The sequence below is a fragment of the Polaribacter sp. P097 genome (assembly GCF_036864555.1).
In the GTDB taxonomy this organism is placed as follows: domain Bacteria; phylum Bacteroidota; class Bacteroidia; order Flavobacteriales; family Flavobacteriaceae; genus Polaribacter.
This window is the reverse complement of record NZ_JAZETJ010000002.1, coordinates 450291-462811: the sequence shown is the minus strand read 5'-3', so window position 1 is coordinate 462811 and position 12521 is coordinate 450291. Positions and strand designations below refer to the sequence as shown.

Genomic DNA, 12521 nt, shown 5'->3' with positions numbered 1-12521 from the left:
AAATTAAAATTATGAAACTTTGGGATAAAGGGTTTTCTATAGACAAACAAATTGAAAATTTTACAGTAGGTAATGATAGAGAAATTGATATGCATATTGCAAAATATGATGTTCAAGCTTCTATAGCACATGCAATAATGCTGGAATCTATTGGTATTATTACAGCTGATGAATTGACCGACTTAAAAAAAGGCTTAAACGAATTAGCTACAGATATTGAAGAAGGAGCATTTGTCATTGAACCTTCTTTTGAAGATGTTCACTCCAAAATTGAATGGGAATTAACCAATAAACTAGGTGAAGTTGGTAAAAAAATACACACAGCACGTTCTAGAAATGATCAAGTTTTAGTTGCGCTACAATTATATTATAAAGAAAACCTAGCCATTGTTAACGATAAAGTAAAATCACTTTTTGATACATTGTTACAACTTGCAGATACGCACAAAGATTCATTATTACCTGGCTATACACATTTACAAGTGGCAATGCCATCTTCTTTTGGGTTATGGTTTTCTGCTTATGCAGAGTTATTAATTGACGATGTATATGTACTAAATGCGGTTTCTAAAGTTGTAGACCAAAACCCTTTAGGCTCTGCTGCAGGTTATGGAAGCTCCTTCCCTATTGATAGAGAATTAACCACCAAAGAATTAGAGTTTGCAACTTTAAAGTACAATGTAGTTGCAGCTCAGTTAAGTAGAGGTAAAAGTGAACGTTCAATTGCTGCTGCATTAGGTGGTTTATGCAATACATTAGCGCGTTTTTCTATGGATGTATGTTTGTATATGAGCCAAAATTTTAATTTTATTTCTTTTCCTGATGAATTAACGACAGGAAGTAGCATTATGCCTCACAAGAAAAATCCTGATGTGTTTGAATTAATCCGTGGAAAATGTAATAAAATACAAGCTTTACATTCAGAAATGTTATTGATAACAAACAATTTACCTACAGGATATCATAGGGATTTTCAACTATTGAAAGAAAATATCATTGCTGCTTTTGAAGATGTAAAAGACATATTAGATATTTTTAATTATTCAATTCAACAAGTAATTGTAAAAGATATTGATTTAAATGATGAGAAATATCAATATTTATTTACGGTAGATTCTATAAATAATTTAGTAGTTGAAGGCATGTCATTTAGAGAAGCTTATCAAAAAATTGGTGGCCAAGTGCAAGAAGGAACCTATAAACCAGATTTAGGCAAGCAACATACACATTTAGGTAGCATTCACAATTTAGGCTTAGATAAAATTAAGGCCAAATATCCTTTAGAATAGTCGCTTTAATAAAGCTTTAGAAAACAAAACAGTTGGCATTTTAGAGAATATTTTTAATTCTTCTGCAAAGTTTGTTTCCTCATCTAAGAATTTAAAAATTAGTTGAGGAGATATACTTTTAAACATTTTAGAAAATATGGCTGCTCCTAATTGGTTTTTCTGTGATAAAATATCCAACAAAAGTAAATCGTAAAACCAAAAACGATTGGTTTTATAAAATGCATTTAAAGGCTTCTGTTGTTTTAAATGCTGTATTAAATTGCTTGTTTTCTTATCGATATTCTTAAAAGTAAAACCTGTACTAGCTTTACTCCAACCACCTGCAGTACCTATATGAATGATATTTTTGGAATTTGATTTCCAAAATTTGTAAGATGTCATTGGTATAGAGCCTTGCTCCTTCTCTATAATTTCATAATCTGTAATATTTTTTTCTTGCAGATATTCTTTTATCGCGTCTGTGTAAGTTTCGTACTTTAAAAGATCTTTAGAAAATAAAGTATATTCAAAAAGTGCCTCATCTTTTGCATATGGTAATATATACATGAACCTAGTATTTCCTTTTTGGGGAATTGTAAAATCCATAAAAGTGGCTGATGATTCATCAAAAACAGGAGATTTTGTTTTGACAAAATAACCTACAAAATGCTGCTGTAAAACTGGATATTGCTCTTGTTTTTTATAAGCATCAGTAAATAGAATGCTGTTAATTATATTTTGAGAACTGTACGTACTCAATTCCGTAATTACTTTACCTAAATTGGTTTCTTGCTGTACTTGTTTAACAGATTCCGTTTTAAACTCAATATTTTCATGCTTGGAAATTACGCCCCATATTTTATCATAGAAGTCGGTACTTCTAATCATTTTGTATTGATAAGGTTTAATTGATAGAGTTTCAGCAATACTATCGCTTTTGAATATGATTGACTTCCAAGAATGGTTTAAGATTGCATCCCAATCACCATTTTTGCTTTCCCAAAAACACCATGTTCTATCATTTCCTGATTTTTTTACTTTATCTAAAATTAAAATTTTCTTGTTGTAAAAATAAGCGTCCTTGCTCATCCTATAGGCCATCATTAAACCAGAGGCACCTGCACCAACAATGATATAATCGTAATTTTTTGTTGATGAGTTCAAAGTAAATAAAGTAAAATAAGATTTAAAAAAGCGGTACTAGTTTTTATACTGTTTAAAGTATTTTAAAGGTACAAATAACATTCCAAAACATTGGCTATCTTCTTTGCCCATATTTTTATGATGGATTTTATGTGCTTTACGCAAACCCTTTAAGTACCAATTATTGGTGTTTTTAAACCATTTAAAACGTTGGTGAATTAGTACATCATGTACCAAAAAATAGGCGATTCCATAACATAATATACCTAAACCAACAAAAGTTAAATAATTGTAATTATCGTAACTACCAAAATAAAATAATGCCATGCTTGGTATTGCAAATATTACAAAAAAGGCGTCATTTTTCTCGAAACCATTGTATTTAGGTTGATGATGATCTTCATGCAAATACCATCCAAAACCGTGCATCACATATTTATGTGTACACCAAGTTATACATTCCATCAACAAAAAAACACCCAACGTAACTAAAAGGAGCATACTAAATAATGTTCAATTTGTATTTCACATAACTTCTAGCCAACAAATTTATTTTCATTGGGTCAGAAATCCTAATCCTTGTATCCATAATTTTTTCCGATGGTACAGCTTTTAGTTTCTTTAGTAATCTTCTGTAATACCTGTAAGCCATGTATACTCCGAATTTAGCTTCCACAGGTAATTTTAAAATTCCATGTGTATACGCATAATCGAAATCGGCTTCTATTTCGTCAATAATAAGTTGTTTAGAAATGGCATTTAACTGTCCTAAATCAACATTAGGAAAGTAAGATCTGTTTAACAATTCAAAATCATCTTTTAAATCACGCAAGAAGTTTACCTTCTGAAAAGCAGATCCTAAACGCATTGCAGCATCTTTTAACTCATTGTATCTTTTTTCATCACCATCTACAAAGACCTTTAAGCACATTAAACCAACTACATCTGCAGATCCATAAATGTATTCGTCATACTCTGCTTTCGTTTCATACTGTGTTTTATGCAAGTCAGCTTTCATACTTTTCAAAAAAGCCTGAACCATTTCTTCTGGTATATTGTATCTGTTTACGGTTTGTTGAAATGAATTTAAAATAGGGTTTAAACTTATTCCTTGTTCTTTAGACATGTAATAATCACGTTCAAAATGAGCCATCAACTCTTCTTTATTGTAATCGTGAAATGTATCTACAATTTCATCTGCAAAACGAACAAAACCATAGATGTTGTAAATGTCTGCTCTAATTTTTGGTGACAGCATATTCACAGCCAAAGAGAATGAAGTACTATAACTTTTTGTAACCAATTTGCTACAATCGTTAGAGACACTGTCAAATAATTCTTTCATGTTACTTGTGATTTTTATTAATTAAATCTGATGCTATTTTACCTGATATTAATGCTGGAGGAACTCCTGGACCAGGAACTGTTAACTGACCAGTAAAATACAAATTACTTACTTTACTACTTTTTATTTTTGGTCTTAGAAAAGCAGTCTGTAACAGCGTATTTGCCATTCCATAAGCATTGCCTTTATAAGAATTATATTCTTCTTTGAAGTCTTTTACACAAAAAGATCGTTTAAAGATAACACTTTTTGTAACGTCTTGATTTGTTAATTTTTCAAATCGGTTCATTATTTTTTCAAAATATGCTTCTCTCAACTCCTCTGTATCTTCAATTCCAGGCGCTAACGGAATTAAAAAGAAACCTGCTTCTTTACCTTTTGGTGCAGATGTTTTGTCTGTCATGGAAGTAAAGTTAGCATAAAACAAAGGTGCTGTAGGCCATTTAGGATGATCATAAATTTCTTCTGCATGCTTGTCAAAATCGGTATCAAAAAATAACGTGTGATGACTTGCGTTTTTTATTTTCTTATCAAAACCAACATAAAATAATAATGAAGATGGTGCAAAAGTTTTCTTAACCCAATATTTTTCTGAATATTGTCTTAAATTGTCGTTCAATAAGGTTTCTGTATGATGATAATCTGCCCCACTTAAAACCAAATCAGTTTTAATTTCTTTTCCATTTACTAGTAAACCCTTAACAGCATTATTATCATCAGTAATAATTTTTTCTACGTTTGCATCAACCTGAAAATGAACACCTAAAGAAGTTGCCAATGAAACCATTCCTTCAACTACTTTAAACATTCCTCCTCTTGGATGCCAAGTTCCAAGACCAAAATCTGCATAATTCATAAAATTATAGAAAGCTGGAGTATTGCTTGGTTTTGCACCTAAAAATAATACTGGGAATTCTAAAATTTCAATAAGCTTTTCATTCTTTATATTCTTACGAACTTGTTTTCTTATTGTTGAAAAGAATTGAGTAACCCTTGCAATAGTAGTAGAATTTACCAACTCTAAAGGAGAAATTCCTGGTTTGTAAACCAAATCTTTTATGGCAGTATCATAATTTGCTTTAGCCGAATCTAAAAATGACTTCAGATGCTTAGAACTGCCTTTTTCTACACTCTCAAATAATTCGTAAATTTCCTTTAATTTATCAGAAATCTTAATAGAATCATTTTCTCCAAAGTAGACTTCATAACCAGGACTCAATTTATCTAACGTATAATAGTCTGAGGGCTTCTTACCAAAATCTGCAAAAAAGCGCTCAAAAACATCGGGCATCCAATACCAAGAAGGTCCAAGATCGAAAGTAAAACCGTCTTTTTTGAACTGCCTAGCTCTACCTCCAAGCGTATCGTTTTTTTCTAATACAGTAACATTATAACCTTCTTTTGATAAATAACAAGATGCTGCTAAAGAAGAAAAACCAGAACCAATTATATAGATATTCTTACCCATGGAAAATATTTGTTCAACAAATATAAATATTAATTAAACAGTTTATAAAGTTTATTATTTTTTTATAAGACTTTTAACAAATCAGGTATTGAATCATACAATTTAATGTTATCATTCAATTCTAAGTGCTTAATCTTCTCAATTTTTCTACCAACAGCAATAAACTGATTGTTCGTATTGTGCATTACTTCACCTATTTCACTAAAATAGTCTTCTACTTTATCATCATAAGGCTGAATAGTTAAAGAAGAAATAAAACAAATTTCTCTATCTCCTTCTAGGAAATAATTCAAGTTATTTAAAGGCAAACTTTGCCCCAAATAAATGGTATGAAAACCTCTTAACACTAACTCATAGTTTAAATATAGTAAACCTAATTCATGAATTTCGTTTTCTGGAAGAAATAAAACGAAAGTTTTATTCGTGTTACTAATGCTATACTGCAGTTTTTCGGTATTAAGTTGTATTTTTTGAGCAATTAAGTTCGATATAAAATGCTCATGAGCAGGTAGTAAAGTTTCTGTATGCCACAACAAACCAATATGATCTAAAAACGGAATGAACACATCTTTAAAAATTTCTCTAAAGGTTTTTTTATGTAACAATTTATGATAAGTATTGTTAAACAACACTTTATCAAATTGAAACATAGAAACTTTAAAGGTATTAATAGCTTCATCATTAGTAGCAATACTAAAGGCCAATTCTCGAGATTGAGAAGTTATCTCATCATCAGACATTGCAGCTATTTTAGAGATTTTATAGTTATTTTTATTTAATAAAACTATATTTAGAAGCTTTGTTAAATTCTCTGGTGTGTAAAATCTTATATTTGTCTCGGTTCTTTTTGGCGTTAATAGATTATATCTTTTTTCCCAAATTCGAATTGTATGTGCCTTGATACCAGAAATGTTTTCAAGGTCCTTAATTGTAAAATCTTGTTTTATATTGTTCAATTTATATCTATTTGAGTTAAACAAATTTACAAAAAATAACGCTCTTAAAATATTTTTTAAGAAAAATGTAACAAATTAATAATTTAAGCTACTTATAGTTAACTAACTAATTTAAAGAAGTGCAGAAAGATTTAGAGGCTAAATTTTTATCGGACTTTGAAACAAATCAAAATATTGCGCATAAAATTTGTAGATTATATACTACAAATAGAGAGGCTCATAATGATTTGTTTCAAGAAATAACCATTCAACTTTGGAAGAACTATCCAAAGTTTAGAGGAGATTCTAAATTTAGTACTTGGATGTACAGAGTTGCTTTAAACACTGCAATTTCTTTATATAGAAAATCAACAAGAAGAGTTAAAACACAAGACATAAGTGACTTTGCCTACAAAATAAAGTCGCAAGATTATGATGATACAGAAGAATTACAACTTAAAGCTTTGTATAAGGCTGTACATCAATTAAATGATATTGATAAGGCCCTTATTTTTCTTTACTTGGAAGATAAGCCCTATAAAGAGATCTCTGAAACGTTAGGAATAACTTCTGTAAATGCAAGAGTTAAAATGAACAGAGCTAAGGAGAAATTAAAAAACATACTAAACCCATAGTTTATGGATGTATTAGACAATTACAAAAAAGCCTGGGAGAATCAACCAGAGGAATCAAATAAGGTTTCTAGTGTAGAAATCTACAAGATGGCGCATTCCAAATCATCATCTATTGTAAAATGGATTTTTATAATTGGTATTTTAGAATTTATTTTTTGGGGTGCTATTAATTTAACCATTCCTGATAGTTTCTATAAAGTTTATGAAGACTTAGACTTAATGGAGTATTTAAACTTCTTTATGATTCTACACTATGTAGTAATCGCTATTTTCTTATACTTGTTTTACATGAATTTTAAACGTGTATCTCTAGTAGATAATACCAAGAAACTAATTAATCGAATCTTAAAAATTAGAAAAACCGTTAAATATTACGTTTTTTACAACCTAGCCACTGTATTTTTAGGAAGTATTATATTAAATGTTATCATGTTTTCTGATAATAACAAGCTAATGAAAGTCATGAATCCTGATAACTTGGCTTTAGACATTAAACAAGTAATTACAATTACAGTTATTAGCCAAGTTATAGCCTTATTTATTATTTTAGTATTGCTTTGGTTGTTTTATAAATTGGTCTACGGAATTCTTTTAAAGAAATTAAACAAGAACTATAAAGAGCTTCTTAAACTGAACGAAAACTAATAAAAAACTCCTTTGCTTGGCAAAGGAGTTTTTTATTATTAGAAGTTTTTAAGTTCTTTTAGTAAAATTTCGTGCATTGCATCTGTATAGTCTAAATGGGTTACAATTCTAATTTTACCTTCACCCATTGGCGTTAATAAGATATCCTTTTTCGCCATTTTCTCAATAAAATGATCTGCTCCTATTTTATCATCAACATAAAATATTAAGATGTTTGTTTCTACAGGTTCTATTTTTGTGATGTAAGAACATGTTTCTAAAACAGCAGCAATTTCTTTTGCTTTTTTATGATCTTCTGCCAATCGTTCTACATGGTTGTCTAATGCATAATCTGCAGCAGCTGCTAAAAAACCAACCTGCCTCATTCCTCCACCCAACAATTTACGCAAACGCAAAGCTTTTTGCATTATTTCTTTACTCCCAATTAGCATAGAACCTATAGGTGCTCCTAAACCTTTTGAGAAACAAATAGAAATGGTATCAAACAAAGCCCCATATTGTTTTGGAGTTTCGCCTTTAGCAACTAGAGCATTAAACAAACGTGCTCCATCTAAATGAAAACTTAATTTATTCTTTTTGGCAACTTTATGAATCTTTTCAATTTCTTTAAAATCCCAACAAGCACCACCTCCTTTATTAGTAGTGTTTTCCAAACAAATTAAACTGGTATTGGGCAAATAAATTTGTGGTTTTGCAGAGGCGACTTCTTCTATCTGTGCTGCTGTAAACATTCCTCTATTACCATCAATCAATTTACAAGTTACACCAGAATTAAAAGCTACTCCTCCACTTTCGTAATTATATATGTGTGCATATTTATCACAAATAACCAAATCTCCAGGTTGTGTATGTAATTTTATTGCAGTTTGATTTGCCATAGTTCCTGAAGGAAAAAAAAGTGCATCTTCCATTCCGAAAAGAGTTGCCACTTTTTGCTCTAATGCATTTACTGTAGGATCCATCTTAAAAACATCATCACCAACATTTGCATTTAGCATGGCCTGCATCATTTCAGGTGTTGGTTTTGTAACTGTATCTGATATTAAATCTATTGTCATTTTTAATTGTACGCTTTAATTAGTTACCAATTGGTGAACCGTCTGGAATTTTAGGTGCAGCCGTTTTTTTGAATGAAGTTGGGTTTTTCATAAAACCATCAATCAATTTTAACATTGCTTGATTGTAAATTTGCTGTACACCTTTGTCTTTTTTGTTTTGATAGATTGTTTTAATCTCAATCAATTTATAAGAAGCTATTGCATTTACTTGCTTGTACTGATTTTTATGTGTTGATAAATACATTAATTCTTCTAAAAACTGTAAATTAATTACATTTTGTAATTCTTGATGATAAGAATCTTTTGGATACACTTTTATGGTATTTTGAATTACAATATCTAGCAATTCTGCAAAACCTAATTGTGATTCGTCTAAACTTTTATGATTGATAAGTCTGGACATTCTCTGAGGATTTAGCAATAAAGAAAAAGTCATTTCAGAAGCAGTTTCTACTGCAGAAAAAGCATCAAAAGCAACCCCTAATTTACTTCTAAAGGATTCTCTAGATCGTCCATAACCTATTGCTCTTGGTGGAAATAAAGCCAGTTTTTCTTCAGGAATGGCAATTTCATTTACTTGTACCGTTTTTAGAACGCTAGCCAATGCTTTTCTTTCTTCAGCTCCAGAAACTCGTTTTACTACAGTAGCATTCCCACCTTTTACAGCGTAAGAATAATCTAAACCTCCTATTAACTTAACAGTAGCTTCTGTTTGAAAACGATGCAGAAAATACAAGGGTACAAATACATCTTCTAACACAGAATAAGGCTCACCCATCTTTATATTATCTGCCGAAAAATTAGTGATTGCTGTTTTTCTAACTTCTAAAAGGTTATTTAATTCATCGTAAATAGTACCTCCATTATCCCATAAATGCGCTGTAGCACTTGCACTACCCTGTGGCCTAGCATCTGAATCAGACAAATAACGCATACCATTGTTAAAACCTTGAGTTAAAATGTTGTTTAAAGCTTGATCTTCATTCGTGTTTTCAGGAAAATCTTGATAAGAGTAAGCCACAGTTAGTTTATCCCAATCACCTATTTTAGTGTCATAAGCGTCAGAAAAATCAATTTGACCATTCTTCAACGTAAATTTTGGGTGTGGATAATCCATCACAGAAGTTCTTCCGTTTGTACTTGCTGCAAAATTATGAGCAAAACCTAAAGTGTGCCCAATTTCGTGTGCAGACAATTGTCTTATTCTAGCAATTGCCATTTGCAAGGCGAATTCATCATCTGCAGTTTTTGTTTTAAAAGGCGCTTGCAAGGCTTGTGCTATTAAATAATCTTGACGAATTCGTAAACTCCCTAAACTCACATGGCCTTTTATAATTTCACCTGTTCTTGGGTCAGAAATGCTTGCGCCATAACTCCAACCTCTAGTAGATCTATGTACCCACTGTACAACATTATATCGTACATCTAACATGTCTGCACCTTCAGGTAACATTTTAAATTGAAACGCGTTTTTATATCCTGCAGCTTCAAAAGCTTGATTCCACCAACGACCACCATCTAACAAAGCAGATCTTACTGGTTCAGGTGTACCTCTGTCTAAATAATAAATAATTGGTTCAACAGGTTCAGACATTGCAGCATCTGGATTTTTTTTAGCCAATCTGTGTCTATAAATAAAACGTTTTGTTAAAGATTCATTTACGGGTGTAGAATAATCTAAATAGCTCATTTGGTAAGAACCAGATCTAGGATCAAACTTTCTTGGTTTGTAATTATCATCTGGCAATTCTACAAAAGAATGATGTTGATTTACGGTTACTGCACTTGCATCTGGAGTAACACTTCTAATATTATATCCTTTAGGAGAACCTTTAAAGGTTAGTAAAACATCAAACTCAGAATTTTTAGGAAACGATTTTGTACGCTCTAAGTTAAAGGCACTTCTACTTTTATCTAAATTATAACTTCCTTGACCTTGTCTTGCTAAACTTCTTGCAACTCCATGTGCATCTCGCATAAAAAAGGAAGTAGCATCTACCAAATGCACATTGTTTTTAGTTTCTTTTACCACAAAACCATGTAAAACCGATTTTGCAAATGCCTCTTTTACTGAGTTTTGTTCTTCGATATTATCTGTAATTGCTCTATAATCTTGATTGGGTTGTACCATCAAAATTTTATTACCGGCTTTTTTAAAATGCACAACTACTCCACCACCTAATTGTCCTCTATCTAAACCAATATCATTAGAACCTATTCCTTCCGATAGTGATCTTACATAAAGAAAATCAGCATTTAATTTATCTATCTGTAAATAAATTTTATCTGAATTTTCATCGTAGTAAAAGGTATAATAACCTGTATATTTTGTAATTCCTTTTTCTAATTTTTTACCAGATTTATCTAAAAAAAACTGAGAGAAACCTTGTAAAGAAAAAGAAACAAATAATAATGTAAGTAGTACTTTTTTCATGAGTAGAATATTTTTATAAAACTATGAAATAAGGAGCAGTTTAAAAACTCGAAATCCTAAAAAATCATTTATTTTTGTTCAACTTATGATTACACAAGACCAACTTAAAGATATTTCAACAAGAATCGATAAACTAAAATCTTATTTAGAGATCGATAAAAAATTGATTGAAATAGCGAATGAAGAAGAGAAAACAGCAAACCCTGATTTTTGGAACGATCCTAAAGCAGCAGAACTTGTAATGAAAGAGTTGCGTTTTAAAAAGAAATGGGTAGAAGACTACAACACTATTATTCGATTGAATGAAGATTTGAATGTTTTTTATGAGTTTTACAAAGAAGATGAAGCTGATGAAAAAGATGTGGTACAACAATATGAAAAAACCATTGCCTTATTAGAAGATATTGAGTTTAAAAACATGTTGTCTGATGAAGGTGATTCATTATCTGCAGTAATTCAAATAACAGCTGGTGCTGGAGGAACAGAATCTTGTGACTGGGCAGAAATGCTATTTAGAATGTACACTATGTGGTCTGAAAAGCAAGGCTTTAAACTTAAAACGCTTAATTATCAAGCAGGAGATGCAGCCGGAATTAAAACTGTTACTGTTGAAGTTGAGGGCGATTATGCTTTTGGTTGGTTAAAAGGTGAAAATGGTGTGCACAGATTAGTACGTATTTCTCCTTTCGATTCAAATGCAAAACGTCATACAAGTTTTGCTTCTGTTTATGTGTATCCTGTTGCAGATGATTCTATAGAAATAGATATTAATCCTGCAGATATCGAAATCACCACTGCAAGATCTAGTGGTGCAGGTGGTCAGAATGTAAATAAAGTAGAAACTAAGGTTCAATTAACGCACAAGCCTTCAGGTATTCAGATTTCTTGTTCTAACTCTCGTTCACAGCATGACAATAGAGCTACAGCAATGCAAATGCTAAAATCGCAATTGTATGAAATAGAGCTGCAAAAACAACAGGCTGCTAGAGATGATATTGAAGCTAACAAAATGAAAAACGAATGGGGAAGCCAAATACGAAATTATGTGATGCATCCTTATAAATTGGTAAAAGATATTAGAACAGCTCACGAAACAGGTAATGTAGATGCTGTTATGGATGGCAATATAAATGCCTTCTTAAAAGCCTATTTAATGTTAAATGGTCAAAAAACTAGTGAATCTTTATAATTAAAGTTCCGCAAAAATTAATTATATGATAAAAATATACCATAATCCACGATGCAGAAAGTCTAGAGAGGGATTACAACTTTTAGAAAATTCTGGTAAAGAGTTTGAAATTGTTAAATATTTAGAAAATATTCCTACAGAAAACGAATTAAAAGAAATCATTCAGAAACTAAATATTGCTCCTATCGAATTGGTAAGAAAAACCGAAAAAATTTGGAAAGAGGAATACAAGGCTAAGAAATTGACTGATAATGAAATCGTTAAAGCAATGGTTGATAATCCTAAACTAATTGAAAGACCAATTGTAACTCATAATAACCAAGCAGTAATAGGCAGACCTGCAGAAAACATCACAGCTATTATTTAGTTAAATTATTATAAAATTGTTTAACTTTTTTTTA

General features: G+C 30.9%; 12 protein-coding genes. 5 read left to right on the top strand and 7 right to left on the bottom strand.

Features of this window, described 5'->3' with window-relative positions; all coding sequences use genetic code 11:
• Positions 1-11 precede the first annotated feature (11 nt).
• The gene (argH, locus tag V7R38_RS09325) at positions 12-1289 is read left to right on the top strand and encodes an argininosuccinate lyase (protein ID WP_334057841.1); all 1278 of its coding nucleotides are present in this window, start codon (positions 12-14) and stop codon (positions 1287-1289) included.
• Here argH and V7R38_RS09320 read toward each other — a convergent pair.
• From V7R38_RS09320 to V7R38_RS09300, 5 genes are all read right to left on the bottom strand, one after another.
• Positions 1281-2432 (bottom strand): lycopene cyclase family protein, encoded by a 1152-nt coding sequence (locus V7R38_RS09320; RefSeq protein WP_334057839.1) that lies wholly within the window; start codon positions 2430-2432, stop codon positions 1281-1283. The two genes, argH and V7R38_RS09320, sit on opposite strands and share 9 nt — an antisense overlap.
• 36 nt (positions 2433-2468) lie before the next feature.
• Positions 2469-2876: a sterol desaturase family protein gene (locus tag V7R38_RS09315; RefSeq protein ID WP_051058570.1), complete on the bottom strand. Its 408-nt coding sequence runs from the start codon at positions 2874-2876 to the stop codon at positions 2469-2471.
• Between the two features lie 37 nt (positions 2877-2913).
• The gene (locus V7R38_RS09310) at positions 2914-3756 is read right to left on the bottom strand and encodes a phytoene/squalene synthase family protein (RefSeq protein ID WP_015480306.1); all 843 of its coding nucleotides are present in this window, start codon (positions 3754-3756) and stop codon (positions 2914-2916) included.
• Position 3757: 1 nt separating this feature from the next.
• Positions 3758-5224, bottom strand: coding sequence for a phytoene desaturase family protein (locus V7R38_RS09305; protein WP_334057835.1), 1467 nt, complete (start codon positions 5222-5224; stop codon positions 3758-3760).
• A 62-nt stretch (positions 5225-5286) separates the two neighbouring features.
• On the bottom strand, positions 5287-6180 hold the full coding sequence (locus tag V7R38_RS09300) for a MerR family transcriptional regulator (RefSeq protein ID WP_334057833.1): 894 nt from the start codon (positions 6178-6180) through the stop codon (positions 5287-5289).
• Positions 6181-6299: 119 nt separating this feature from the next.
• Here V7R38_RS09300 and V7R38_RS09295 point away from each other — a divergent pair, with 119 nt between their 5' ends.
• Positions 6300-6794 carry an RNA polymerase sigma factor gene (locus V7R38_RS09295; protein WP_015480309.1) on the top strand — a complete coding sequence of 165 codons (495 nt, stop codon included), beginning with the start codon at positions 6300-6302 and terminating at the stop codon, positions 6792-6794.
• 3 nt (positions 6795-6797) lie between these two features.
• Entirely contained in the window at positions 6798-7439 is a 642-nt protein-coding gene (locus V7R38_RS09290) for a hypothetical protein (protein WP_334057830.1), read from the top strand.
• Positions 7440-7477: 38 nt separating this feature from the next.
• Here V7R38_RS09290 and V7R38_RS09285 read toward each other — a convergent pair whose 3' ends face one another.
• Positions 7478-8497, bottom strand: coding sequence for a threonine aldolase family protein (locus tag V7R38_RS09285; RefSeq protein ID WP_334057826.1), 1020 nt, complete (start codon positions 8495-8497; stop codon positions 7478-7480).
• A 19-nt stretch (positions 8498-8516) separates the two neighbouring features.
• Positions 8517-10931, bottom strand: coding sequence for a zinc-dependent metalloprotease (locus V7R38_RS09280; RefSeq protein ID WP_334057824.1), 2415 nt, complete (start codon positions 10929-10931; stop codon positions 8517-8519).
• 85 nt (positions 10932-11016) lie between these two features.
• Between V7R38_RS09280 and prfB the strand changes: the two genes are divergently transcribed.
• Positions 11017-12120: a peptide chain release factor 2 gene (gene prfB, locus V7R38_RS09275; protein ID WP_334057822.1), complete on the top strand. Its 1104-nt coding sequence runs from the start codon at positions 11017-11019 to the stop codon at positions 12118-12120.
• 25 nt (positions 12121-12145) lie between these two features.
• The gene (gene arsC / locus V7R38_RS09270; protein ID WP_334057820.1) at positions 12146-12487 is read left to right on the top strand and encodes an arsenate reductase (glutaredoxin); all 342 of its coding nucleotides are present in this window, start codon (positions 12146-12148) and stop codon (positions 12485-12487) included.
• The last annotated feature ends 34 nt before the right edge of the window (positions 12488-12521 follow it).

Excerpts from the sequence above, each read along its gene's own strand:
- argH (WP_334057841.1), top strand. The coding sequence starts at position 12 with ATGAAACTTTGGGATAAAGGGTTTTCTATAGACAAACAAATTGAAAAT.
- V7R38_RS09315 (WP_051058570.1), bottom strand. The coding sequence starts at position 2,876 with ATGGAATGTATAACTTGGTGTACACATAAATATGTGATGCACGGTTTT.
- V7R38_RS09310 (WP_015480306.1), bottom strand. The coding sequence starts at position 3,756 with ATGAAAGAATTATTTGACAGTGTCTCTAACGATTGTAGCAAATTGGTT.
- V7R38_RS09305 (WP_334057835.1), bottom strand. The coding sequence starts at position 5,224 with ATGGGTAAGAATATCTATATAATTGGTTCTGGTTTTTCTTCTTTAGCA.
- V7R38_RS09290 (WP_334057830.1), top strand. The coding sequence starts at position 6,798 with ATGGATGTATTAGACAATTACAAAAAAGCCTGGGAGAATCAACCAGAG.
- V7R38_RS09285 (WP_334057826.1), bottom strand. The coding sequence starts at position 8,497 with ATGACAATAGATTTAATATCAGATACAGTTACAAAACCAACACCTGAA.
- V7R38_RS09280 (WP_334057824.1), bottom strand. The coding sequence starts at position 10,931 with ATGAAAAAAGTACTACTTACATTATTATTTGTTTCTTTTTCTTTACAA.
- prfB (WP_334057822.1), top strand. The coding sequence starts at position 11,017 with ATGATTACACAAGACCAACTTAAAGATATTTCAACAAGAATCGATAAA.
- arsC (WP_334057820.1), top strand. The coding sequence starts at position 12,146 with ATGATAAAAATATACCATAATCCACGATGCAGAAAGTCTAGAGAGGGA.